Raw genomic sequence first — 24731 nt, 5'->3', positions numbered from 1 at the left:
CTCATTTCGCCGTGATACGAATGTCCGCGCGACCGTGCACAGTGTATTTAGCAGGGGCGGTCAAACGTGCCCTAATTTGGTGGATGGGGGGACTAGGGGTGGTTTTAGGGGTTGCCGCGTTTATGCCTCGCTGAAAGCCTTTGATTATCGCGAAAGGGAATATATCGACGAGAAAGGTCCGCGGGGATGCGCATCGAAGAGCTTGACATAGAAGGCACTTTTTTGATCGAGCAGAGAATCTATCCCGACATGCGGGGGATCTTCCTCGAGCCGTTCAGCCAGCCGGCGTTCCGAAAAGCGGTGGGCCACCCGCTCTGGGTGGCCCAGGTCAACTGCTCAGCATCCCATCGCGGCACCATACGCGGCCTCCATGTCGTGCAACTGCCGGGCCAGGCCCGCTACTTCAACTGCGCGCACGGGGCCATGCTCTGCGTCGTACTCGACACCAGGATCGGCTCGCCCACCTTCGGCGAGCACATCGCGGTCGAGCTGACCGCCGAAAGCAGGAGGGCCCTTTACGTCGCGGAGGGTCTCGCCGCCGGATTCCTCGCGCTGACAAAGGAGGTGACGGTCTGGTACCTCTGCTCAAGTCTCTACGCGCCGAGCGCGACCGTCTCCATCAACCCGCTGGACCGCGACTTGAACGTGCCCTGGCCACGGGAGCACGAGTTCATTCTCTCCGAAATGGACAGGACGGCTCCTTCTCTTCGGGAAGCCGCGGAACAGGGGCTGCTTCCGCTCTATCGCGACTGCCAGACCCGATACGCGGAACTCGACGCGATGGCCGACGCCTATCCATGATTACTTGCGGCGGTTGACGGCCATCACCAGGAAGACGATCGTCGCGATGACCAGGATCACGGCCAGAAAAACGAGCATCTCGACAGGGCCGATGTTCCCCATGGGGCTCCAATCTGAATGCGTGCGGGGTAACGGCCGCACGATCTACGTTCTGGCAGGCCAGTACTCGTCCTTCAGCAATCGCTTGTAAAGCTTGCCCGTGGGATGACGCGGGAGCTCCGCGCGGAAGTCCACCGACTTCGGGCACTTGTAGTGGGCCAGCCGCGCCCGGCAGTACTCGATCAGTTCCGCCTCCAGCGCCGGCCCCGCCTCGGCCATCGACGCCGGCTGCACCACGGCCTTGACCTGCTCGCCCATCTCCTCGTCCGGGATCCCGAAGACGGCCACGTCGGCGACCTTCGGATGGAGGCACAGGATGTTCTCCGCCTCCTGCGGGTAGATGTTCACGCCGCCCGAGATGATCATGTACGAGCGGCGGTCCGTCAGGTAGAGGAAGCCCTCGGCGTCCAGGTAGCCGATGTCGCCGAGCGTGGTCCAGCCCCTCCCCTGAGGGTCCTGAACGGAGCGGGTCTTGTCGGGGTCGCCGTGATACTCGAAGCGGGCGGGGCTCTCGAAGAAGATCGTGCCGTGCTCGCCCGGCGGCAGCGTGTTGCCGTCCTCGTCGCAGATGTGCACGTTGCCGAGCAGTGAGCGGCCGACGGTGCCCGGGTGCTCCAGCCAGTCCTGTGAGCCGGCGTAGAGGAAGCCGTTGCCCTCGGTGCCCGCGTAGTACTCGTGGATGATCGGGCCCCACCAGGCGATCATCTGCTCCTTGACGGGCACCGGGCAGGGGGCGGCGGCGTGGATGGCGCACTGCAGGGACGACAGGTCGTACTTTTTCCTGATCTCGTCGGGCAGTTTGAGCATCTTGATGAACATGGTCGGGACGAGCTGCGAATGCGTCACCCCATACTTCTCGACCAGTTCCAGATAGCGTTCGGGCTCGAAGCGCTCCATCACCACGATCGTCGCGCCGAGCCGCTGGAAGGTCATGCAGTAGCGCAGCGGCGCCGCGTGATAGAGCGGCGCGGGCGACAGGTAGACGCTGTCGGCCGTCGGCGCGAACAGGGCCTCGACGAGCTTGAGCAGCAGGTTCGACTCCGTCAGCGGCGTGCGCGGCAGGGCGGGCTTGACGCCCTTGGGCCGGCCGGTGGTGCCGGAGGAGTAGAGCATGTCGGAGCCCTGGCACTCGTCGTCGATCGGCGTGGGCGGCTGTCCGGCCACCGCCTCCTCGTACGAGTCGAAGCCCTCGGCGGTGCCGTCCAGCATGAGGCGCAGCTCGACGCCGGGCGTCGCGGCGGTGATCGAGGTGGCGACCTCCGCCAGGCTCGCGTCCGAGAGGAACACCCGGGCGCCGCAGTTGTTCACGATGTACGCGAGCTCGTCGGTCCCCAGCCGCGAGCTGATCGCCGTGTAGTACAGGCCCGCGCGGTGCGCCCCCCAGGCGATCGCCAGGTAGAGCGGATGGTTGGCGAGCATGAAGGCGACGTGGTCACCCGGCCGCAGCCCGGCGGCGCGGAACAGGTGGGCCAGCCGGTTCGACTCCTCGTCGAGCTGACGGTAGGTGACGACCCGCCCGGAGCCCGCCATGATCACAGCGGGCTTGTCGGGCGTGACGGCTGCGATGGCTCCCGGATGCATGACCGAACAGTATTCGGCGAAGCGCGCGCGGCGCCAGGGAATGACCACCCGGGAGTACGGCGAAGCCGCGATCTCATCGTCGAGATCGCGGCCCCGCGGTCTGCTCAGGCAGCGGCGTGATACACGTCCTGCCAACCGGAGTGGAAGCCGGTCGGTCCGTGCCTGTTGCCCCTGCTCACATCCACGTAGATGTGAGCCGCGTTCTTACCCGAGAACGAGTAGTCGGCGGGGTGCTTGCGGCAGTTGGAGAAGGAGTCGAAGGTCGCGTGACCGTCTTGGTCGACGACCTTGAAGGTCTCCCACGCGCACTTGTCGCGGCCCCACCACTTGTTGTTGGTGAGGGTGCTGTCGACGGTGAAGAAGTAGTTGTATCGCCACTCCCACACGTGCTTCTTGATCTTCTTGACGACGAACTCGCAGTGCTTCTTGTGGCTCTTCTTGTCGAAGGAGCACACTTTCTTCTTGACGAAGAACGTCTTCCAGTACCAGAACTTGAACCGCTTCTTGTCCACGGTCACCTGGCCTTCTGCCTTGGCCTTGTGATCGCTGGAGAAGTAGGGTCCCCAGTCCGCGTCGTAGAAGTGCGACGAGGCGGTTGTGGCTGGAGTGGCGGTTGTCGCCGTGGTGGCATTGGCCGCTGCCGGTGCGCCGATGGCCACCATTGTGGTGGCCGCGACGCCGATCATGATTCGTGAGACGAATCGCACTGGGTCCTCCTCGGGAGAGGTCTTGCTGACCCAGTCTTCGTACGTCCGACCGATTGCCGTCCGCTTTCAACCCACTTGATACCACAGGTGGCGAGATAAGAGGACTTTCCCGATCTTCCGGATTTATCGCGTTATTCTCCGGCAGGGATCACGGAACCGGCGTACTTCTGCTTGATGAAATCCTTGACCTTCGGGTCCTGAAGGAGCTTGCCCAAGGTCACGATGTTCGCGTCCTTCTCGTGCCCGGCAGCCACGACCAGCCCGTTGACGTACGGGTTCCCCTCGGACTTCTCCAGCACCAGGGCTTGCGAAGCGGGCTTGAGCCCGGCCTCGATGGCGTAGTTGCCGTTGATGACCGCGGCGTCGACGTCGTCGAGCGAGCGGGGCAGCTGCGCGGCCTCCAGCGGCTTGAACACCAGCTTCTTCGGGTTGTCGGTCACGTCACGCTCGGTCGCCGCGGTGCCGGCGCCGTCCTTGAGCTTGACCAGGCCATTGTCGGCGAGGAGCTTGAGCGAGCGACCCAGGTTCGTGGCGTCGTTGGGCACGGCCACGGTGCCGCCCTGCGGCAGGGCCGCGAGCGTGGTCGCCTTCTTCGAGTACAGCCCCAGCGGCTCCAGGTGCACCGGGGTGACGAAGCTCAGCTTGGTGCCCTTGGAGGCGTTGAAGTCGTCCAGGTAGGGCTTGTGCTGGAAGAAGTTCGCGTCCAGCTGGCCCTCACTGAGCTGCACGTTCGGCTGCACGTAGTCCGTGAACTCCACGACCTCCAGCTTCAGCCCGGCCGCCGGGGCCAGGTTCTGCTTGACGAAGTTCAGGATCTCGGCGTGCGGCACCGGGCTGGCGCCCACCTTCAGCACGGTGTCGGCGGACTCGGCGCCCTTGCCGGTAGCACCCTGCGACGTCCCGCATGCGGCGAGCAACAGGGCTAGGGCAGCAGCGCCCACAATGTTCCGAAATTTCATTATTTTTCCTTATCTATGTGACAAGCGGCGGGCGACCAGGTCGCCCAGGCTCTGGATCAGCTGCACCAGCACGACGAGCAGCACGACAGTGACGATCATGAGCAGGGTCTCGAACCGCTGGTACCCGTACCTGACGGCGAGGTCCCCCAGCCCGCCCCCGCCGATGGTCCCGGCCATGGCCGAGTAGCCGATGAGCGCGACGACGGTGACGGTCACCGCGGCGACCAGGCCGGGCAGCGCCTCGGGCAGCAGCACCTTCCGCACGATGGTCGTACGGCCCGCGCCCATGGCCTGCGCCGCCTGCACCACGTCGGCCCCCACCTCGCGCAGCGCCGTCTCCACCAGTCTGGCGAAGAACGGCACCGCCCCCACGGTGAGCGGCACGACCACGGCCGCGGTGCCGATGGTGGTGCCCACGACCAGCCGGGTGAAGGGGATGATGGCGATCATCAGCACGATGAACGGCAGCGACCGCCCCACGTTCACCACGACGCCCAGCACCGACTTCACCGCCGGCAGCGGCCGCAGCCCACCGCGATCGAACACGACGAGCGCCACCCCGAGCGGCAGACCGAACAGCACGGTGAACAGGGTCGACCAGCCGACCATCTGCGCCGTCTGCCCGGCCGCCTCCCAGAGCAGCGGCCCCATCTCATCCCAGGTCATAGCTGTTCCTTCCCCGAACGCTCCGTCGATTCCCGCCCTGAACACCGATACGGCGCCCCGAACGACCGGCCGTGGGGCAGGTGGCCGGGCGCGGACCAGCGGCCGACCCGCGCTTCGGGCGTCGCCCGCCGCGCCGAGATGGCGGGACGGTGGACGGTGGAGACCGGCGCGGAGATCACGGCGGCCGGCCGAAGCCACGGACCGGGGCCGAGAAGACGCACGTCACGGCGCTCAGCCACCTCCACCGGAGGAGCGTGCCCCTGGACAGGGGCCGACCCCGGACGGAGGGTGGCGCCCACCGTGCTGTGCCGTACAACAAAGACCGCTTTTCGCATCAAAGCACCACCCCCCGCGCGCGAAGGAAGGCCAGCGCGGCGGCCTCCTCATCGCCCGACAGGGACACCCGCAGGCGACCGACGGCGAGTCCCGCGAGGTTCTCTATGGAGCCGCCCAGGATGTTCACGTCCACGTCGAACTTGCGCACCACCTCCGACACCACCGGCTGATGCGGGTCGCCCGTGAAGGTGAGCGTGATCGAGCCCGCAGGCGCCGGCTCGGGCAGGGGGAAGATCTCGCTGGTCAGTCGCGACCCCGGCGTCTTGATGAGGCCGGCGATCGTGCCCGACTCCTCGACGCGGCCGTCCGCCATGATGGCGACCGAGTCGCAGATGCTCTTGACCACGTTCATCTCGTGGGTGATCAGCAGGATCGTCAGGCCGAGCTCGGTGTTGAGCCGCTTGAGCAGGGACAGGATCGACTGCGTCGTGGCCGGGTCGAGGGCGGAGGTCGCCTCGTCCGACAGCAGTACCGACGGGTTGCCCGCCAGCGCCCTGGCGATGCCGACGCGCTGCTTCTGTCCGCCCGAGAGCTGGTTCGGGCGGTCGCCGCCCCGGCCGCCGAGTCCGACCAGGTCGAGGAGTTCCGTGACGCGGCGTTCCCGTTCGGCTCTGGGCACGCCCATGACCTCCAGCGGGAAGGCGACGTTCCCGGCGACCGTGCGCGAGGACAGCAGTGCGAAGTGCTGGTGGATCATGCCGATGCGCTGCCTGGCCCGGTTGAGGTCGCCGCTCCGCAGCGCGGTGAGGTCCTGCCCGGCGACGGTGACGGTGCCCGCGGTGGGGCGTTCGAGCAGGTTGACGCAGCGCAGCAGGGTGCTCTTGCCGGCGCCGCTCTGGCCGAGCACGCCGTAGATCTCGCCTTCGCGTACGTGCAGGTCGACGCCGTCGAGAGCGACGGTGGTCCCGTACACCTTGCGCAGGCCGGACGCCTGTATCACCAAAAATCCCCACCACTAAGAGCGGCAGCACGCCGCTGGAATCGACATCGTCATCGTTGGAGGGCCCGCAGGCGGGCGGTCTAACGCGTGCCGGGGTGGAAGGGCAGGTGGCTCAACCTGCGCAGCACAAAACTGGGAGAAATCATGGGTGACCTTCGAGGCGGGGACGTCTGGTTATCGGTTCTGACAGTCCATGGCGGACATTCGCCCCATACAGCAACACCTGGCGCCGCTACCGGCGTTCTGGTCTGTCGTGTATGCCTCGTTCACGCCATTGTTAACGGCTACCCGACTTCCCGCTATTCCCTATCTCCTCGGTGACTTGGATCACGATGCTCCAGCCGTGCGCCGGAACGACGGCCGGGTCGGTCACGCCATGCTGCGGCTCGGCCACGTCGTTGACCTGGCCGATCGGGAACCGGTGCGGCTCGTCGCCGAGGTTCAGCAGAGTGACGATCTCCGTTCCGCCACCGTCGCGGGGCCGGGAGCGGAGGGCCACGGCCGTGTTGGTCAGGTGTTCGGCGGTGGTGTGGGCTCTGACCAGCCACGGGTGACGCCGGCGCAGGCCGATGAGCCGCTGGTGCAGCCGGTAGACCTCGGTCCCGTCCGGGGCGAGGCCGCCTGGCTCCGCGGGGAACGCCGGCCTGATCGCGTCGTCACCGCCCGCCCGCTCTTCCTTCAGCCCTTGGAACGCCTGCTCGTCCCCGTAATAGACGCTCGGCAGGCCGCCGACCGTGAACAGCACGGCCAGGGCGTGGCCGAGGTGCTGAGGGTTCTCAAGCCGGGTGGCGATCCTGGTGACGTCGTGGTTCCCGACGAACGTGAGGGGGACGAAGGTGTCCAGCAGCCCGTCGTGGCGGTCGAGGGCCCAGGCGAGTTCGAAGAGGTTCCGGTCGTTGAGCGAGCTCCAGATGGCCTTCCACAGCTCGTACTGGGTGACGGAGTCGAGTCCCGACTCGGCGACATATTTGGCATAGTCGCCGTGAATCACCTCGCCCCCGAACCACGCCTCCGGGTGCCGCGCCCGCACCTCGGGCAGGACCTCCCGCCAGAACGACGCCGGTACGGCATAGGCGGCGTCGAGCCGCCAGCCCGCCGCGCCACGGTCGAGCCAGTGGTTCAGTACGGCGGCGACGTGGTGCCGCACGGCGGGTTCGGTGTGGTCGAGCGCGACGAGCCCGTGATGCCCCTCGAACACCTCGTAACCCTCGGACCCCCTCCTGAACCACCGCTCGTCCGCCTGGAACGACCGCCCGACGTGGTTGAACACGCCGTCGAGGACGATCCGCAGCCCGCGTCGCCGCGCCTCGGCGACGAGGGAGTCGAAGTCGGCGTCGTCACCGAGGCGGGGGTCGATCCTGAAATGATCGACGGTGTCGTAGCCGTGGGTCTCGGACGCGAAGATCGGGCCGAGCTGGAGCCCCGAACAGCCCAGTTCCACGGCGTAGTCCAGCCACGCCTCTAGGTGGCGCAGCCGGTGCCGCACCTCCGGTTGAGCGGTGGCCGGGGCCCCGGTGAAGCCGAGCGGGTAGACCTGCCACCAGATCGCATGGTCAGTCCACGATGGCACGTGTGCTCCTCTCTCGGCGTACTGCCCAGGGTAGGTATCCCAGTCCCAGAGCCAGCACGCACCCGATGGCCGTGTCGGCCAGCCGGTACCCGATCGTGGCGGGGGCCACGCGTCCGCCGCCCTCCATGAGCAGCAGGACGAGCGGCGTCATGACGGTCGCGTACAGGGTGTAGTCGCGATCCTTGAGTACCGGCCTGACCGCGGCCAGCCCGGCGACGAGCAGCACGAACAGCCACGGCGCCGGCACCCACAACAGTACGGCGGACCCCGCCACCACTCCGGCGCCGGTGCCCGCGGCCCGCTCGACCGCCCGCCGCAACGCACCGTCCAGTTGCCGCCTGACGACGATCACGACGGTGACGGCGATCCACGAGGCGGTCGGCTGCGGCCACACCAGGCCGATGATCTCGGCGGCGGCCAGGCAGGCGGTCAGGCGGATGGGGTACTGCCAGCCGCGCACGGTGCCGAGCGTCCGCCACCAGCGGCGCAGAAGCGCTCGCTTGGTGGGTGCGGGGTTCGCCGGCGGTACGGCGGCGGGCTCTGTGCGGCGAGTGCCGAGGCGTGGTTGTTTCGTTCGTGGTTGCTTCGCTCGTGGTTGCTTCGTGTGGGTGCACAGGGCGGTGACCAGCAGACCCCAGATCGCCCCTTCGGCGAACAGTACGGCGGCTGCGACAGGAGCGGCGTGCTTGGCCAGGCCGGTCGAGATGACCATGAAGACGATGAAGCGCGTGGTGTGCTCGGCCATGGGACGGCTGATCCCGCCGACCACCGCCACCACGGCCGCGACGAGCACGATGGTGACCGCCGCGATCCAGCCATGCCCGCCGACGACGGCACCGACGAGCCCCGCCGCGGTCGTGACCGCCACCGCGTAACCGCCCCGCACCAGCCCCGCCACCAAGGACGCACCCTTTGCGACCACACCATCGACGGGCGCGGCGGCCCCGGAGACGCTCCCGGCGGGCGTGGTACCCGTAGAGACGCCATCAGCGGGCGCGACAGCCATGGACACGCCACGCGTGGGCGGGGCGTCCATGGACACGCCGCTTACGGCGAGGGCGCCGATGGCGGCCAGCGTGCCGAGGGCCGGATGCCCGGAGGCGACGCCCCACGCGACCGGCCCGCCCAGCCCCAGCGCGGCGGCGATCATACGTCGCGTCTCGATCCCCACGTCGGCACCTCCCGACGCCGGACCCTACCACCTTCCTACGCATTGCGTATGAAATAACGCCCTAACATCGTGGATGGCCGGACATTTAGTAAGTGCTACCGTAATAATTATGGACGACGAGGAACTTCGAGCCACAGCCGTAACACTCCGCCGGGCCGCCGTCAGCCTGGCCCGGCGCCTGCGCGACGAGCGCCCCGCACACGGCCTCGGCGCCCTGGCCCTCTCCCTGCTCGGCCACCTGCACCGACGCGGCGCCATGACCGCAGGAGAGCTGGCATCGGCCGAACACCTGCAACCGCAGTCCGTCACCCGCGTCCTCGCCGCGCTGGACGAGCAGGGCCTGATCCGCCGCTCACGCGACGAAGACGACCGCCGCCGGCACCACATCGTCCTCACCGAACAGGGCACCGCGATGCTCACCGAACGGGCCGGCACCACGGACCTGTGGCTGGCCCAGGCGATGGCCCAGCGACTCACCCCGGCGGAGTGCCGGATCCTGGCCGTGGCAGCCGACTTGCTGGACCAACTGCACGCGTAGCCGGGATGCGGTCAGCTCAACAACACCCTCAAAGGCCTCACCTCGGCCTGCATGCGACAGGTAAAGCGGTTCAATTTCACCGGTGTGGAAGTGGCGAGGCTGACGTAACTCGTTCTCATGCGGGCAAGCTGAAATCATCCGGCCCAGGTGGAAGCCATGAGGCAGTCGGATTGTGCCAGGCCCGGGGAGCGGGCGATCGAGTCGCTGAGGCGTGGTTCGGCCGTCACGTTACAACGGGGAGCAATGGACATGGCACGCAAGGTGATCTACAGGCAGTCCGGAGACCCTGCGGACGTTCTCTCCGTCGCGGAGGTCGACGCCCCCGGACCACCTGGGGCGGGCCAGGTACTGGTGCGGGTGCACGCCTTCCCGATCCATATCGGCGACCTACTCGCCATCCAGGGCCCGTACCCCTCACAGACCGCGTACCTCACTCCCGGCATCGAGGCCACCGGCATCGTCGAGGCGGTTGGACCCGACACCCCCACAGCTTCCGGAGTCACCACCGGAGCGCGCGTGTCCTTCTTCCCCCACCCCGGCGCCTGGAGCGAATACGTCCTCGTGCCGGCCGAGTTCGTCGTCCCTGTGAGTGACGATGTTCCCGACAGCATCGCCGCCCAGATGCTGGCCAATCCCATCACCGTGATCATGTTGCGGCGCGAACTCGAAAAACACGCCACGGTCGGCTACAACGGCGTCTTCCTGCAGACCGCCGCCGGCTCCAACATCGGCCGCCTGCTGTCCGCTATCGCCCAGTACCACGCGATCCAGCACATCAACATCGTCCGCAGCGACGCCGGCGCCCAGACACTGCGGAAGCGCTACCCGGGCGTTCCCGTGGTCTCCACCGCTCAGCCCACGTGGAAGGAAGAGATCCGCGAGCACATCGGGGCACGGCCGGTTCCTGCCGCGGTCGATCCCGTGGGCGGCACGCTGGCCGGAGACCTCCTGCAGTTGCTCTCGCCCGGCGGAACCCTGATCACCTACGGCGTCCTCGCCGAGGAGCCCATCCCGGTCCACGCCGGGGACCTCCTTGGTGCGAGCCTCGGGCTGCGGGGCCTGACCGTCCTCCGCTGGGCGCAGACCGTCTCCGCCGAGCAGCGCGCCAACGACCTGGCCACCGCCGCCCAGCTCATCGCCCGTGGGGCAGCCGAGGCATTCGACGTGGCAGCCCAGTACGACATCGCCGAGATCGCACAGGCCGTTGAGCACGCGGTCCGCCCGGGAAAGTCCGGCACCGTTCTCGTCACCATCCCCTGACCCCACCGAGCCTCCCGGGCGCGTACGTCAAACCCGGCACTCTCTCCCCCCGATCCGGGGAAATGACCGGCACCGCACCCGCAACGCCGAAGGAGAGCAGTTAGACGTACTCGTACAACTCCTACCGGTAGGGGTCGCGCAGTGGAGTGACGCGTTCGGCGAAGTCGGCCTTGATCCTGGCCATGCGCGGGCCTGGGGCGTAGAAGCGGCCCTTGGTCTCGCCGTACGGCTGAAGCCAGCCCTTGGCCGCGAGGTCGCGCAGGTCGCGCGCGGCCTGGCCCTGGCTGAGCCCCTCGTCGGCCTGGTAGCGGCTCCTGCGCAGGCGCCTGTTCACGAACACCTCGTAGAGAGCGGAGACGCTCCGGCTGTTGAGACCGTCGGCGTCGACCTGCTCCTCCAGCAACATCCAGATTTCTCCGGCCTCGGCGAGCCGCTGGCTCACCCGCTGGGCCTGCATGTGATGAGCTTTCAGGCAGAAGCGCACCCACGGCAGGGTGTCCCCGTGCGGACCCCACTGCCGGCCGCCCACCAGGCCGAGCACGTCGTAATACTCGATGGTGGTGCGCTGCCGGCCGAGCCACTCCTCGATGGAGGAGAACTCGGGCAGCATGATCTGCTCCCTGCCCAGGACCAGCGTCTGGAGGGCGCGGGACATCCGGCCGTTGCCGTCGCGCCAAGGGTGGATCTTGACCAGGTTGAAGTGGGCCATCGCCGCCCGGACATAGCTCGGGCAGTCCCGATCGCCCTCGTTGAGCCACCCGACCAGCTCGTCCAGGAGGCCAGGCACCAGGTCGGCGTCGGGTCCCTCATAGACCACGGCACCCGAGTCGGAGTCGCGGATGTAGATGCCGCCGGGCCGGATCGCGCCCGGCGACTTGTCGCGGTGGTGACCGATGACCATGAAGTTGAGCCCATGAAGCAGCCCCACGTCGAACCGGAACGCCGACGCCCGCGAAAGCACCTGGATATAGGTCAGCGCCTGCTGATATCCCGCGATCTCCCGCGCCACCGGCACCGACGTCTCCAGCGGCTCCTCCCCCGCCATGATCGACTCGATGTCCTCCACGCTGGCCCGGTAACCCTCGATCGAGTTGGACCCCTGGATCGCCCGCGCCCGCAACTGCCTGCGTAGCTGACCATCCCAGCGATGCGTCTCGGCCAGCCGATACTTCAGGTCCCGCCGCATGTCCTCGATCTCCGCGAGCACCGCCTTGTCGGCGGCTTCCAGCGCGGGCGTCCCGTACAACATGAGCCCCAGAAAAGCATGAGCAAATCATTCAGTCAAACGAACGGATGATTCGCCTAAAACACCAAAAGCCCCGCCGTACCGGAGTACAGCGGGGCAGATGGTCGGTCAGGCCGCGACCGGGGAGGCGACCTGGGCCGGGGACAGGGCGATGTCGAGGACCTCGCGTACGTCGCTGACCGGGTGGATCGTCAGCTCGTTGCGCACCTCCTCGGGCACGTCGTCCAGGTCCGGCTCGTTGCGGGCCGGGATGAGGACCGTGGTGATGCCCGCCCGGTGCGCCGCCAGCAGCTTCTGCTTGACGCCGCCGATCGGCAGCACCCGCCCGGTGAGCGAGATCTCACCGGTCATGGCCACGTCACTGCGTACCGTACGACCGGACAGGAGCGAGGCCAGCGCGGTCGTCAGCGTCACGCCCGCCGAGGGGCCGTCCTTGGGCACGGCACCCGCGGGGAAGTGGACGTGGACCGAGCGGTCCTTGAACGCGGTGATCGGCAGCTCCAGCTCCGCGCCGTGCGAGCGCAGGTAGGAGAGCGCGATCCGGGCCGACTCCTTCATCACGTCACCGAGCTGGCCGGTCAGCGTGAGCCCGGTCTCGCCGGTCTCCGGCTCGGCCAGGGACGCCTCGACGTAGAGGACGTCGCCGCCCGCGCCGGTGACCGCCAGGCCCGTCGCCACGCCGGGCACCGAGGTGCGCTGGGTGGCCTCGGGCAGCGACGACTCCGGCACGAACCTGGGGCGGCCGATGTAGCCGACCAGGTCGTCCTCGCCGACCGTGACGGGCAGCTCGTTCTTGGCCGTGACCTTGCGCAGGATGCGGGCGACCGAGCGCTCCAGGGACCGTACGCCGGCCTCCCGGGTGTATTCGGCGGCCAGCCTGCGCAGCGCCGCGTCCTCGACGCGCACCTCGTCGGCGGTCAGTCCGGCGAGGTCGAGCTGCCGGGGCAGCAGGTGGTCACGGGCGATCGCCACCTTCTCGTCCTCGGTGTAGCCGTCGAGCGTCACGATCTCCATGCGGTCGAGCAGCGGCCCGGGGATGGCCTCCAGAACGTTGGCCGTCGCCAGGAACAGCACGTCGGACAGGTCCAGCTCGACCTCGAGGTAGTGGTCGCGGAACGTGTGGTTCTGCGCGGGGTCGAGCACCTCGAGCAGGGCCGCCGTCGGGTCGCCGCGGTAGTCGGCGCCGACCTTGTCGACCTCGTCGAGCAGGACGACCGGGTTCATCGACCCGGCCTCGCGGATGGCGCGAACGATGCGGCCGGGCAGCGCGCCGACGTAGGTGCGCCGGTGACCGCGGATCTCCGCCTCGTCGCGGACGCCGCCGAGCGCGACGCGGACGAACTTGCGGCCCATCGCCCGCGCGATGGACTCGCCCAGCGACGTCTTGCCCACTCCGGGAGGACCGGCGAGCGCGAGTACGGCGCCGCTGCGGCGGCCGCCCACTACGCCCAGGCCCTTGTCCTGACGGCGCTTACGCACGGCCAGGTGCTCGATGACGCGGTCCTTCACGTCGGCGAGGCCGGTGTGGTCGGCGTCCAGCACCTCACGGGCGCCGGTGATGTCGTAGTTGTCCTCGGTCCGCTCGTTCCACGGGAGGTCGAGGACGGTGTCGAGCCAGGTACGGATCCAGCCGGTCTCGGGAGACTGGTCGGACGTACGCTCCAGCTTGTCGACCTCCTTGAGCGCGGCCTCGCGCACCTTCTCCGGCAGGTCGGCCGCCTCGACGCGGGCCCGGTAGTCCTCTTCTTCGGTCTCGGTGGAGTCGCCGTTGAGCTCCTTGAGCTCCTTCCGGACCGCGGCGAGCTGCTGGCGCAGCAGGAACTCACGCTGCTGCTTGTCCATGCCCTCCTGGACGTCCTTGCGGATCGTCTCGGCCACGTCCAGCTCGGCGAGGTGCTCGCGCGACCACTCGACCAGCCTGGCCAGCCGGTCGGCCGGGTCGGCGGCCTCCAGCAGCTCGACCTTCTGGGCCGTCGTCAGCCAAGGCGTGTAGCCGGAGCTGTCGGCCAGCACCGAAGGGTCGTCGATCTGGTTGACCTGGTCGACCACCTGCCAGGCGCCGCGCTTCTGCAGGATCGTGGTGGCCAGGGCCTTGTACTCCTTGGCCAGCTCCTGGGCGCGCTCGCCGGCGGAAACGGCCTCGATCACGATGGCCTCCACCCAAAGGGCGGCGCCGGGGCCGGTCGTGCCGGTGCCCACGCGAACCCGGTTGACGCCACGCACCACAGCGGCGGGCTCGCCACCGGGCAGCCTCCCGACCTGCTCGACAACAGCCTGCACGCCGACCGCGCCATAACGGCCGTCGATCCGGGGAACGAGGAGGACCCGCGGCTTGTTGCCACCAGATGCCTGGGCCGCGTCTATGGCCGCCCGCACCTCGGAGTCGGACAGGTCCAGCGGAACCACCATGCCCGGCAGGACGACCTCGTCGTCCAGCGGCAGGACCGGGAGGATCAAGCTCTCACTCATACGAACTCCAAAGGGTTGAGTTATACCGACTCAAGTCATTAGAGCCTCTGATTGTTCCCAGGGTTGCCGATGTTCGCTCACGGCGATCGTAATCATGTAAGCCAGTCATACCTGAGGATGACGACCCAGGGTTGATGCCCGCCCGGCCCCGCCCCCGTAGGGTGATCGCGTGTTCTCGGCAGTGGTGCGGCCCTTCGCGCTGGCGCTGTTCCAGGGCGACGCGGACCCGCCGCCGCCCCGATCGCGCTGGCTGCGTTTCCGGCTGCCCCGCTGGCAGCCGCTGGCCGGCCATGTCGACCTGGTCCAGGTGGCGGACATCCTGGTGGCCTATTTCCTGTTCGCCACCACGTTCTCCCAGCTCGTCAACTGGAACGGCGGCGCCAAGCTGCCAGTCGACGACTCGCTGCTCTCTCTCGCCTCCGCCGCTCTCTCCCTGCCCGTGGCGCTGCGCGATCGGTGGCCGCTGGGCGCCTGGCGGGTGGCCATGGTCCAGTTGCCGTTCGCGTTCTGGGTGACGCAGACGGTCGGCACCAGCTATCCGCCCTACACGGTCGGGCTGGCGGTGATGTACCTGTTGGTGACCTACTCGGTTGCCGTGCGCGGCGACCGTCGGATCACCGTCGCCGTGTGGGTGATCAGCGTCTTGACCGCGTGGATCGTCCATCCCGACTCGATGGTCCTCGTCACGATCATGGTGACGGTCTCCCTGCTGTTCGGCTACAACGTGCGCGTACGCCGTAACGCCACGACCAGGCTCGCCGAGGAGGAACGGCGCTCGCGGCTCGCCGAAGGCGCTCAGGCCGTGCTCGAAGAGCGGGCCAGGATCGCGCGGGAGCTGCACGACGTGGTCGCCCACCACATGTCGGTGATCGCCATCCAGGCCGAGGCCGTGCCGGTCAAGGCGGCCGGCGATCCCGCCCTGCTGGAGGCGGGCCTGGCCGAGATCCGCAGCCTGTCCCTGGAGGCCATCGCCGAGCTGCGCCAGGTGCTCGGCGTGCTGCGCGACCAGGACGGCCGCACCGACACCGCGCCGCAGCCCGGCCTCGACCGGCTCGACGAGCTCGTGTCCAACGCCCGCGCCGCCGGGCTCACCGTGCTGGTCGGGCGACCGGAGCCGCTCGGGCCGCTGCCGCCCGCCGTGGGCCTGTCGGCGTACCGGATCGTGCAGGAGTCGCTGAGCAACGCGATGCGGCACTCGCCCGGCGCCACGGTCACGATCGCCGTCGAGCATGACGGCGACGCCTTACGGCTGCGCGTCGCCAACGGCGGCGGCACCGCGCCGGGCGGCGCCGAGGGAGCCGGGCAGGGGCTGGTGGGCATGCGCGAACGGGCGGCGCTGCTCGGCGGCACGTTAGAGGCGGGACCGGTCGACGGCGGCGGTTTCCAGGTGACCGCCACGCTGCCGATCGCGGTAGCGGCAACGGAGGAGACGACGTGATCCGGGTCCTGATCGCGGACGACCAGGGGATGGTGCGCACCGGGTTCACGGTGTTCCTGAGCACGCAGGCCGACATCGAGGTGGTGGGCGAGGCGGCCAACGGCGAGGAGGCGTTACGACAGGCGGCCGAGCTGCGGCCCGACGTGGTGCTCATGGACGTCCGCATGCCGGTCATGGACGGGCTGGAGGCGACCAGACGGCTCCTGTCGTCGGACGACGGCCCGAAGGTGCTCATCCTGACCACCTTCGACCTCGACGACTACGTCTATGAGGCGCTGCGGGCGGGGGCGAGCGGCTTCCTGCTCAAGGACGCCTCGGCCGTCCAGCTCGCCGAGGCGGTGCGGGTGGTCGCGGCGGGCGACGCGCTCATCGCCCCGGCGGTCACCAAGCGGCTGATCCACGAGTTCGCCCGGCTGGGCGCGCCTCGGGCGCCGACGGTGCGGCGGCTGGCGGAGCTGACCGAGCGCGAGACCGAGGTGCTCGCGCTGGTCGCGCAGGCAATGTCCAACCAGGAGATCGCGGTGAAGCTGGTGGTGGCGGAGCAGACGGTCAAGACGCATGTGGGGCGGGTGCTGATGAAGCTGGGGCTGCGCGACAGGGCCCAGGCGATCGTCTACGCGTACGAGACCGGGCTGGTACGACCGGGCGATTGACCGCATACGAACGGCCGCTTTATTGAGTGGCCTCTTCAAGGACAGGCGGGTGGCCGCGTGCGCGACCGGGTCAGTGGGCGCGGGCGAGTGAGCGCCCTCTTTTGCGGCACGCGGGTGACCCGTGCGTGGACAGGAAACAGGACCTACCGTCTGAGAAATGGATCCGCTTGCGCTTTTCCGTCAGGTGGTCGCGTCGGTGCCCGCATACGGGGAGTTCCTCGCCGAGCATGGCGTCGACCCGGGCCAAGTCTCCACCATGTCCGACTTCGCGCGGTTGCCGCTGCTCACCAAGGACGGCTACCTCAACCGCCACCCGCTCCCCCGGCTCTGCCGCGACGGCGTGATCGGCGACATGATCGCGGTCTCGTCCGGCTCGACGGGCACGCCGTCGTTCTGGCCGCGTTCCGTCGCCGACGAGCGGGTGATCGCGTCGCGGTTCGAGGAGGTGTTCCGGGACTCGTTCCAGGCCCAGGAGCGCAGGACGCTCGCCGTGGTCTGTTTCGCGCTTGGCACCTGGGTGGGCGGGCTGTTCACCCTGGCCTGCTGCCGTCATCTGGCCGAGCGCGGCTACCCGATCACCGTGGTCGCCCCCGGCAACGACAAGCGGGAGATCCTTCGCGTCATCCCGCAACTGGCCCCGCACTTCGACCAAGTGGTGCTGCTCGGCTATCCGCCCTTCCTCAAGGACGTCATCGACGCTGGGCTGCCCTGGACCAGGTGGAACGTCAAGCTCGTCACGGCCGGCGAAGTGTTCAGCGAGGAGTGGCGCACGCTCGTGGCGGACAAGGCGGGCATCACCGACCCGGTGCGCGGCATCGCCTCCCTGTACGGCACGGCCGACGCGGGGGTGCTGGGCAACGAGACTCCCCTCTCCGTGGAGATCCGCCGGTTCCTGGCCGGACGTCCCGGGGCGGCGAGGGAACTGTTCGGCGAGTCGCGGCTGCCGACCCTCGTCCAGTACGACCCCGAGGTCCGCTTCTTCGAGGAGCATGAGGGCACGCTGGTGTTCTCGGGCGACAACGGCATTCCGCTGGTCCGGTATCACATCGCCGACGAGGGCGGAATCGTGCCGTTCGAGCGGATGCTCCGCTTCCTACGGAAGTGCGGCTTCGAGCCGTCGGCGACCGGTCCCTCCCGGCCGTTCGTGTACGTGTTCGGGCGCAGCCACTTCACCGTGTCCTACTACGGAGCGAACGTGTTCCCGGAGAACATCTCCGTCGGACTGCAGCAGCCGGCGGTCAGTTCGCTGGTCACCGGGAAGTTCGTCATGGAGGCGGTGGAGGACGACCGGCGCGACCGGAATCTCACGGTGACGGTGGAGCTGATGCCCGGCGAGAAGCCGTCGGAGGAGACGGCCCGGCTCGTGGGCGAGTCGATCCTGGCGCAGTTGCTCCGGCTCAACAGCGAGTTCGCGGCCTATGTGCCTTTGGCTCGACAGGCACCGTTCATCCGGCTCCGGGGACTGGGCGATCCTGAGTACTTTCCCCCCGGCGCCAAGCACCGCTACACACGATGACCACCCGGTCCGCCAGGTACCTGCCAAAGGCTCTGTCACCGCCAGGTGCCTGACGAAGGCCCTGCCACCCCCAGGCATTCGCCTACGGCTGTGCCATCGCCAGGTATTTGACTTCGGCCGGTCACCGACAGGTATTTTGCCGACGACTGCGTCCTCCCCAGGTACTTGCCCGCCGCTGCGTGACCCCCAGGTACTTGCCAGCCGCCGTGTCACCCCCAGGTACTACCGGAGAATTCAGCCCCTGCGGTGACGCCGTCGACCCCCTCCCTTCCGTAGCTTCTGATCATGCTCAGAATGCTCACGCTCGCCGGAAGTCTCGCGTTCGGCGCGGTCCTGGCACTGCCCAGCCAGCACAGTGGCCGACTCGTGAAGGTCTACGGCGACCTGGCCACCGCCGATCGGGTCGCCATCGTCGTGCCGGGTGCCGACACCACGGTGGCCACCTTCGAGGCGAGCACGAAGCGGCCCGGCGGCGCGGCCCGGGCGCTGCTGGCCGAGGCCACCAAGGTGGGCCACGGCGAGCGACTGGCCGTGGTCGCTTGGCTCGGCTACGACGCGCCGCCAACGTGGAGCCTGGGCGCCATCACGGACTCGGCGGCCGTAGAGGGAGCGAAGGCCCTTCGCCGTACCGTCACGGAGTTGCACGCACGGACATCCGCGCCGATCGCCTTGCTGTGCCACAGCTATGGGTCCGTGGTGTGCGCCAAGGCCAGGCCGGACCTACCCGTGGCCGATATGGCGCTGTTCGGAAGTCCCGGAATCGACGCACCATCAGACCGCACACCGTCCGACCGTACGCTGCCCAACCCCATACCGTCCGACCCCACTCCGTCCAACCCCACACTGCTCGACCGCACGTTGCTCGACCGCAGGCCATCCGACCCCACGCCGTCTGCCGCCACGCCAGCTGCCACCAGGGTGTGGGCGGGTGTGGGTGGGAGCGATTGGATCCGGTTCGTGCCGAAGGTGAAGCTTGGGCCGCTCGGTTTCGGGGCCGACGCGTTGAGTCCTGGGTACGGGGCGCGGGTGTTTGAGGTCGGTCCCGGCGGGCACAGTGACTACTTCGCACCCGGCACGCCGTCGCTACGCAATCTCACGTTGATCGCCTTAGGCCGCCCCGGCGACGTGGTGGCTGCCGCACCAGCATGACAGGGTCGGGTTTAATGACAGTGTGTCGTCATCAACTTGACGTGCCCATCCAGGGTTTGTGACACTTTGTCATGAAAGACCGGCCACACATTGGGGTGAAGCGTGACGTCGTTCTCCGAGACCTTGAAGAACGCCACCTGGGGCGACCACGAGTCGGCCGAGGACGAGAGCTACCTCAAAGAGCTGATGAGCGGCCGGTTGAGCGAGCAGGACTACGGCGAGCTCGTCGCCCAGCACTACTTCGCCTACCTCGCTCTCGACGGCGCCGCCAAGACGCTGGTCGACCACCCGGTGGCCGGGCGGTTCGTCTTCCCGGAGCTCTATCGGGAGCCGGCGCTGGAGCGTGACCTGCAGACCGTCTACGGGGCCGGCTGGCGTGACCGGATCGCCCCCTCGAAGGCGACCCGAACCCTGGTGGCGCGGATCGAGCAGGTGGCCGACTGGCCGGGCGGCTACATCGCCCACCACTACACCCGCTACATGGGCGACCTGTCTGGCGGGCAGTTCATCCGGATGGAGCTGCAGAAGATCTACGGCTATCAGAAGGGCGGCGGGGTCGACTTCTATCTGTTCGACGAGGTCGGCAGCCTGCCCCGATTCAAGAACGAATATCGCTCCCGCCTGGACGCGCTGCCATTCGGCGAGCGGGAGCAGCAGCGCATGATCGGCGAGGTCAAGCTGGCCTACCAGCTCAACACCGAGGTGCTCGGCGAGCTGCTCCACGTGATCAAGGCCGCCGCATAGGACGCTCTGCCGGTGAAATACGAGTGGCCGCGCCGCCACTGACCGATCGGCGCGCATTTCGAATATCGCCCTCTTTCCTGTACTGCCGACACGGGCGTTGACGCTGGTCCGCCGCATGCCGGGTCGCGAAGTACGCGCATTCGCCAACATTTACAGGAAAATTGAAATCGTGGCTTCGCCGCCGCGTGCGCACTTATATTTGCTCGCGTCGCACGAAATTCCCGCACGTTTCAGGCGCGTTATTCACGCCTGACCGCACCGCATCGGAAGGCGAACCGTGACGCAGCCGACCACGTACCAGCAAGGAAGTCAGCAGGACGCGGCCACGCGCGCGCTGACCGCGCACGAGCACATCACCCAGATCCACAGCAGGCTGCTCCAGATCCCCGAGCAGCTCGGTGGCGCGTGGAAGGGCGAGTCGGCGACCGTCTACGCGCAGGTTCTCAACGAGTGGAACCCGCAGTTCAAGAAGGTCATCGACGCCCTCCACCTGATCGCCGAGAACCTCAAGGGCTCGGGGATCGAGTACGAGGAGGCCAGCACCTCCACGCAGGCCGTCACCCAGAACCTCATGGCCGCGCTCAACGGCGGCAAGCTCTGAACACCGACTGCTAAGGAGGGGTGGCCATGGGCAACCCGGACATCATTCTCGCTAATTTCGACCAGATGGAGGAGATCGCGGCCGAACTGGGCCGAGCGTACGGCAGCCTGGTCGGCGAGCTGACCGACCTGGAGAACGACCTGAAGATCCTGGAGACCTGGGACGGCTCCGCGAAGGGCGTCTACCTGGAGGCCAAGCGCAACTGGAGCGAGGCCGTGGTGACGATGGGTGACACCATGCAACGCTTCGGCCCGGCCTTGCACGACGCCACCGGGATCATGCGGGACGCCGAGCAGGCCAACGTCCGCCGCTGGGGCACCTGACCGCGATCGGCGGCTCGACCTCGCCCAGCGAGCCGCCGCACGCGCCCGCCCGAACGACCGCCTGCCTGCCCGAACGACTGCTCGCGCAGGCCGCTCGCGCAGGCCGAACGCGTGGCCGAACGAACGACTGTGCCGTACGCGGCCGACCCTGCCGTCCGGCGCACACGGCCGTCCGGCGCACACGGCCGACCCTGCCGTCCGGCGCACGCGGCCGACCCTGCCGTCCGGCGCACGCGGCCGACCGTGCCGTCCGGCTTGGCCCGCAGGCCGTATCAGCCAACCCGCATCAACCCACCTGCGCAAACGTCGGCTTATAGCAGGATGAGCAGCTGGCCTTCGGGCCCCGGCCTACCATGGACGCATGCCCCGCATCTCCGCCGCCACGATCGGTGAGCACCGAGCCCAGACGCGTGATCGCATTCTGCAGGCCGTCGCCCGCCTGTCGAGGGTGCAGGGGATCGACGCCATCTCGATGACGGACGTGGCGAACGAGGCCGTGATCACCCGGACCGTCCTCTACAACTACTATCCGGACAAGGCCGCCCTGCTGCTGGCCTTCACCGAGCGGGTCACCAGCTACTTCATCGAAAGCTACGAGCGGGAGTTGCCGGCAGAGGCGTCTCCCGCCGACCGGCTGCGCGTGTTCGTCCGGCTGCAGCTGACCGGCCTGCTGGCGCACCCGCATCCGGGAGCGGCCGACCTCGGCGCCGCGCTCGGTCCCGACGCCTACCAGCAGCTCGCCGAACACGTGGCGCCCATGCAGCGCATCCTCGTGGAGATCCTGGAGAGCGGGATCGAATCAGCCGCTTTCCAGATACTCGACGTCGAGGCGACGGCCCGCATGATCCTCGCGGTGATCGGCGCGGAGCGAGTGCCCCTGATCAGCGGCGCAGTCACCGTCGAAACGGCGGGGGAACTGGTGACGGGCTTCGTACTGAGGGCCCTGGGCAACGCCGCACCGTGAATAGCCGGTCGGCGGCCCCGGCCAGCGCCTCGACCGCGACCTCCGCCGGGGCGTCGTAGTCCGGCCCCCACTGGCCGACCACGATCGCGCGGATGCGCGTGCCGTCGACCCGGCTCAGCAGGTCGTCGAGGTCTTCCTTGAGCGAGGGCGCGCCCGAGTCTCCGTAGGGCGACATTCCGGTGATGCGCCAGGCGGCGTCGGCGGGCAGTTCCCGCACGGACTCCCGATCGCAGACCGGTAAGTCGTAGAAGGACAGGAGATGTTCATAGATGGACAACATTGCTCCTCTTGTCGGGGGGAGCCCAGATGTACCAGAAGGCGGTGACAAGATTGCCTTTATGGACGACGATCACGTAGCGCTGAAATCCGCCCGCGGGCGCTGGATCCTGGCGGCGACCGTGCTCGGCTCCGGCCTGGCCATGCTCGACAGCACCGTGGTGAACGTCGCGCTGCCCTTTCTCGGTGATGACCTCGACGCGGGCATGGCCGGACTGCAGTGGACGATCAACGCCTACACGCTCACGCTGGCCGGGCTGATCCTGCTGGGCGGCTCGCTCGGCGACCGCTACGGCAGGCGGAAGGTGTTCCTGATCGGCACGGTCTGGTTCGCGCTGGCCTCGGCGCTGTGCGGGCTCTCGCCGAACATCGAGTTTTTGGTGGCCGCGCGCGGGCTGCAGGGCGTCGGCGGCGCGCTGCTCACCCCGGGAGCGCTGGCGATCATCCAGGCGTCGTTCATCAGGGACGACCGGCCGCGCGCGGTCGGCGCCTGGTCCGGGCTGGGCGGGGTGGCCGCCGCGATCGGTCCGCTGCTGGGTGGCGCGGTGGTGCAGACGGCGGGCTGGCGGTGGGCGTTCCTGATCAACCTGCCGTTCGCGGCGATCGTCGTGCTGGTCACGCTGCGGCATGTGCCCGAGAGCAGGGACGAGCAGGCCGCGGGCCGGTTCGACGTGCTGGGCGCGGTGCTGGCGGCGCTGGCCCTGGCCTGCCTCACCTATGGCCTGATCGAGAAGGGGGCGCCGATACCGCTGGTCGTGGGGCTGGTGCTGGGCGCGGCGTTCGTGGTGCTGGAGGTGCGCAGGTCCCCCGACGCGCTGGTGCCGGTGAGCATCTTCCGGGACTCGGTGTTCACGGCCGTGAACGTGGTGACGCTGTTCGTGTACGCGGCGATGGGCGTGGTGTTCTTCCTGCTCGTCGTGCAGTTGCAGGTGGTGTCCAAGTTCCCGCCGACGGCGGCCGGGCTGTCGCTGATTCCGGTGACGATCTTGATGCTGCTGCTGTCGGCGCGCTCCGGCGAGGTGGCCAAGCGGTATGGTCCGCGCTGGCCGATGACGATCGGCATCGTGGTGGCCGGGCTCGGGTTCCTGTGGATGAGCACGATCGGCTTCGGCGCTTCGTACGTGCTGCAGGTCCTTCCCGCGGTGACGGTGTTCGGGCTCGGCTTGACGGCGGTGGTGGCGCCGCTGACCGCGACCGTGCTGGCCACCGCGAGCGAGCGCTACGCCGGTACGGCCAGCGGCGTCAACAACGCGGTGGCCCGCACCGGCAGCCTGCTGGCGGTGGCCGCGGTGCCGCCCCTGGTCGGCCTGGTCGGCGACGCCTTCAAGAACCCGCCTGTCTTCAACGCGGGCTTCCACGCCGCGATGCTGATCAGCGCCGCGACGATGGCCGTCCCCGCGCTGATCACCTTCCTGACGATCAGGAGGAACGTCCTGGCGCCTGAGGAGCAGCTCAGAACGTGAACCCCTGGCTGCGGACGCTGTTGTCGAAGTTCGACAGCAGCAGGTCCGGCTCGCCGACCGCGCGGATCTCCGGCAACCTGCTCAGCAGCACCCGGAACATCGTCCGCAGCTCCTGCCGGGCCAGGTTCGCGCCGAGGCAGAAGTGCGGTCCCGGCCCGCCGAAGCCGACGTGCGGCTTGGTCTCGCGGGTGATGTCGAAGCTGTCGGGGTCGGGGAAGACCGTCTCGTCGCGGTTGGCCGAGCCGTAGAAGAGGACCACCTTGTCGCCCTCCTTCAGCTCCAGGCCGCGCAGGGAGTAGTCCTGGGTCAGCGTGCGCCGGAACTGCATGATCGGCGACACGTGGCGGACCATCTCCTCGATCGCGTTGCCGATGCGGCCGTCGAAGTCCTCCATCAGCAGCTCGCGCTGCGCGGGGTTGTCGGTGAGCAGCTTGATGCCGTGGGCCATCGTGTTGCGGGCGGTCTCGTTGCCCGCCACCAGGAGCAGGGCGAAGAAGGAGCCGAGCTCGCGGTCGGTGAGCTTCTCGCCGTCGGGGTTGGCGGTGACGAGCAGGGACACCAGGTCGCCCTGCGGCTCGGCGGCCCGCTCGTGCCCCAGCTTGATCACCATGCGCTGGAGGGCGAGCAGGGCCAGCATGTTCTGGCCGGCGAGCTGCACGCTGCGGACCAGGCTGGGGCGTACGCCGGTGTAGGCGGTGGAGACGTCGACGTGTTCGTGGACCTTGGCCCGCAGGTCGTCGGGGATGCCCATCATGTCGCAGATGACGTGGATGGGGAGCCGGGCCGCGACCTGGCGGACGAAGTCGCGCGGGCCCTGTTCGACGACGTCGTCGACGATCCGCTGGCAGGCGGCCTCGATGTCGTCCTGCAGGCCGGAGAGCATGCGCGGGCTGAACGAGCGGGTGACGATGCGGCGCAGCCGGGCGTGGCGCGGGTCGTCCATGTTGACCATCGACTCGCCGAACACCTGCTTGACCCAGCCGGGCGGCTCCGGATTGGTGACGGCGGGCTCGCTGGAGAAGACCTTGGCGTCGCGACTGGCCTCGAGCACGTCCGCGTGCCTGACCAGGGCGTAGAAGCCGCTTCCTGACCGGAGGAAGGGCACCTTCTTCTCCGGGAAGAACATTGGATGTTCCAATTGCCGGAGCCTGGCGAACGCCTCGTTCCGCTCCTTGGGGGGCTGGCGCCAGAAACCCAGATCCGCGAGGTCGATGTCCACCCGCCTATCCTGGCACGTTCCCGTGGCGTTAAGACCTGGTTC

General features: G+C 68.5%; 23 protein-coding genes. 12 read left to right on the top strand and 11 right to left on the bottom strand.

Features of this window, described 5'->3' with window-relative positions; genetic code table 11:
• The first annotated feature begins 186 nt into the window (after window positions 1-186).
• Window positions 187-801 carry a dTDP-4-dehydrorhamnose 3,5-epimerase family protein gene (locus KLK06_RS45065; RefSeq protein ID WP_250906988.1) on the top strand — a complete coding sequence of 205 codons (615 nt, stop codon included), beginning with the start codon at window positions 187-189 and terminating at the stop codon, window positions 799-801.
• 144 nt (window positions 802-945) lie between these two features.
• Here KLK06_RS45065 and KLK06_RS45060 read toward each other — a convergent pair whose 3' ends face one another.
• From KLK06_RS45060 to KLK06_RS62685, 7 genes are all read right to left on the bottom strand, one after another.
• A complete protein-coding gene (locus tag KLK06_RS45060; protein ID WP_214641880.1) occupies window positions 946-2481 on the bottom strand; it encodes an AMP-binding protein in 1536 nt (511 codons plus the stop codon).
• A gap of 104 nt (window positions 2482-2585) precedes the next feature.
• Window positions 2586-3188, bottom strand: coding sequence for a hypothetical protein (locus KLK06_RS45055; RefSeq protein WP_214641879.1), 603 nt, complete (start codon window positions 3186-3188; stop codon window positions 2586-2588).
• A gap of 131 nt (window positions 3189-3319) precedes the next feature.
• A complete protein-coding gene (locus KLK06_RS45050; RefSeq protein WP_214641878.1) occupies window positions 3320-4147 on the bottom strand; it encodes a MetQ/NlpA family ABC transporter substrate-binding protein in 828 nt (275 codons plus the stop codon).
• 9 nt (window positions 4148-4156) lie between these two features.
• The gene (locus KLK06_RS45045) at window positions 4157-4813 is read right to left on the bottom strand and encodes a methionine ABC transporter permease (RefSeq protein ID WP_214641877.1); all 657 of its coding nucleotides are present in this window, start codon (window positions 4811-4813) and stop codon (window positions 4157-4159) included.
• Between the two features lie 334 nt (window positions 4814-5147).
• A complete protein-coding gene (locus KLK06_RS45040) occupies window positions 5148-6089 on the bottom strand; it encodes a methionine ABC transporter ATP-binding protein (RefSeq protein ID WP_214641876.1) in 942 nt (313 codons plus the stop codon).
• 277 nt (window positions 6090-6366) lie between these two features.
• Window positions 6367-7659 carry an alpha-amylase family glycosyl hydrolase gene (locus tag KLK06_RS45035; RefSeq protein ID WP_214641875.1) on the bottom strand — a complete coding sequence of 431 codons (1293 nt, stop codon included), beginning with the start codon at window positions 7657-7659 and terminating at the stop codon, window positions 6367-6369.
• Window positions 7643-8830: an FUSC family protein gene (locus tag KLK06_RS62685; protein ID WP_214641874.1), complete on the bottom strand. Its 1188-nt coding sequence runs from the start codon at window positions 8828-8830 to the stop codon at window positions 7643-7645. The genes KLK06_RS45035 and KLK06_RS62685 overlap by 17 nt, the downstream gene beginning before the upstream one ends.
• A 109-nt stretch (window positions 8831-8939) precedes the next feature.
• Here KLK06_RS62685 and KLK06_RS45025 point away from each other — a divergent pair, with 109 nt between their 5' ends.
• Entirely contained in the window at window positions 8940-9368 is a 429-nt protein-coding gene (locus KLK06_RS45025) for a MarR family transcriptional regulator (RefSeq protein WP_214641873.1), read from the top strand.
• Window positions 9369-9617: 249 nt separating this feature from the next.
• Window positions 9618-10628: an alcohol dehydrogenase catalytic domain-containing protein gene (locus tag KLK06_RS45020; protein WP_214641872.1), complete on the top strand. Its 1011-nt coding sequence runs from the start codon at window positions 9618-9620 to the stop codon at window positions 10626-10628.
• Window positions 10629-10749: 121 nt separating this feature from the next.
• Here the strand turns inward: KLK06_RS45020 and KLK06_RS45015 are convergent, their stop codons facing one another.
• Together KLK06_RS45015 and lon are read right to left on the bottom strand one after the other, a co-directional pair.
• Window positions 10750-11877 carry a Fic family protein gene (locus KLK06_RS45015; RefSeq protein ID WP_214641871.1) on the bottom strand — a complete coding sequence of 376 codons (1128 nt, stop codon included), beginning with the start codon at window positions 11875-11877 and terminating at the stop codon, window positions 10750-10752.
• A 105-nt stretch (window positions 11878-11982) separates the two neighbouring features.
• Window positions 11983-14343 (bottom strand): endopeptidase La, encoded by a 2361-nt coding sequence (gene lon, locus KLK06_RS45010; RefSeq protein ID WP_214641870.1) that lies wholly within the window; start codon window positions 14341-14343, stop codon window positions 11983-11985.
• A 169-nt stretch (window positions 14344-14512) separates the two neighbouring features.
• On the opposite strand from lon, the gene KLK06_RS62680 reads away from it, so the two are divergent.
• From KLK06_RS62680 to KLK06_RS44970, 8 genes are all read left to right on the top strand, one after another.
• Window positions 14513-15781 (top strand): sensor histidine kinase, encoded by a 1269-nt coding sequence (locus KLK06_RS62680; RefSeq protein ID WP_214641869.1) that lies wholly within the window; start codon window positions 14513-14515, stop codon window positions 15779-15781.
• Window positions 15778-16434, top strand: coding sequence for a response regulator transcription factor (locus KLK06_RS45000; protein WP_214641868.1), 657 nt, complete (start codon window positions 15778-15780; stop codon window positions 16432-16434). The genes KLK06_RS62680 and KLK06_RS45000 overlap by 4 nt, the downstream gene beginning before the upstream one ends.
• Window positions 16435-16591: 157 nt before the next feature.
• Window positions 16592-17950: a phenylacetate--CoA ligase family protein gene (locus tag KLK06_RS44995; protein ID WP_214641867.1), complete on the top strand. Its 1359-nt coding sequence runs from the start codon at window positions 16592-16594 to the stop codon at window positions 17948-17950.
• A 285-nt stretch (window positions 17951-18235) separates the two neighbouring features.
• On the top strand, window positions 18236-19099 hold the full coding sequence (locus KLK06_RS44990) for an alpha/beta hydrolase (RefSeq protein WP_214641866.1): 864 nt from the start codon (window positions 18236-18238) through the stop codon (window positions 19097-19099).
• Window positions 19100-19201: 102 nt separating this feature from the next.
• The gene (locus tag KLK06_RS44985; RefSeq protein WP_214641865.1) at window positions 19202-19843 is read left to right on the top strand and encodes a heme oxygenase (biliverdin-producing); all 642 of its coding nucleotides are present in this window, start codon (window positions 19202-19204) and stop codon (window positions 19841-19843) included.
• Window positions 19844-20120: 277 nt separating this feature from the next.
• Window positions 20121-20444 (top strand): WXG100 family type VII secretion target, encoded by a 324-nt coding sequence (locus KLK06_RS44980; protein WP_214641864.1) that lies wholly within the window; start codon window positions 20121-20123, stop codon window positions 20442-20444.
• 26 nt (window positions 20445-20470) lie between these two features.
• Window positions 20471-20767: a WXG100 family type VII secretion target gene (locus tag KLK06_RS44975; protein WP_214641863.1), complete on the top strand. Its 297-nt coding sequence runs from the start codon at window positions 20471-20473 to the stop codon at window positions 20765-20767.
• A 361-nt stretch (window positions 20768-21128) separates the two neighbouring features.
• Window positions 21129-21731 (top strand): TetR/AcrR family transcriptional regulator, encoded by a 603-nt coding sequence (locus tag KLK06_RS44970; protein ID WP_214641862.1) that lies wholly within the window; start codon window positions 21129-21131, stop codon window positions 21729-21731.
• On the opposite strand, the gene KLK06_RS44965 is transcribed toward KLK06_RS44970, so the two are convergent.
• A complete protein-coding gene (locus KLK06_RS44965) occupies window positions 21661-22011 on the bottom strand; it encodes a hypothetical protein (RefSeq protein WP_214641861.1) in 351 nt (116 codons plus the stop codon). The two genes, KLK06_RS44970 and KLK06_RS44965, sit on opposite strands and share 71 nt — an antisense overlap.
• A 58-nt stretch (window positions 22012-22069) precedes the next feature.
• On the opposite strand from KLK06_RS44965, the gene KLK06_RS44960 reads away from it, so the two are divergent.
• Window positions 22070-23470 carry an MFS transporter gene (locus KLK06_RS44960; protein WP_214641860.1) on the top strand — a complete coding sequence of 467 codons (1401 nt, stop codon included), beginning with the start codon at window positions 22070-22072 and terminating at the stop codon, window positions 23468-23470.
• On the opposite strand, the gene KLK06_RS44955 is transcribed toward KLK06_RS44960, so the two are convergent.
• Window positions 23460-24689, bottom strand: a complete 1230-nt coding sequence (locus KLK06_RS44955; RefSeq protein ID WP_214641859.1) for a cytochrome P450 — start codon at window positions 24687-24689, stop codon at window positions 23460-23462. The two genes, KLK06_RS44960 and KLK06_RS44955, sit on opposite strands and share 11 nt — an antisense overlap.
• Between the last annotated feature and the right edge of the window lie 42 nt (window positions 24690-24731).

Origin of the sequence: Nonomuraea sp. NEAU-A123, from assembly GCF_018603905.1 — a bacterium.
Taxonomy (GTDB): domain Bacteria; phylum Actinomycetota; class Actinomycetes; order Streptosporangiales; family Streptosporangiaceae; genus Nonomuraea.
Note: the sequence above shows the minus strand (reverse complement) of the source record. Positions and strands in the feature narration are given on the sequence as shown.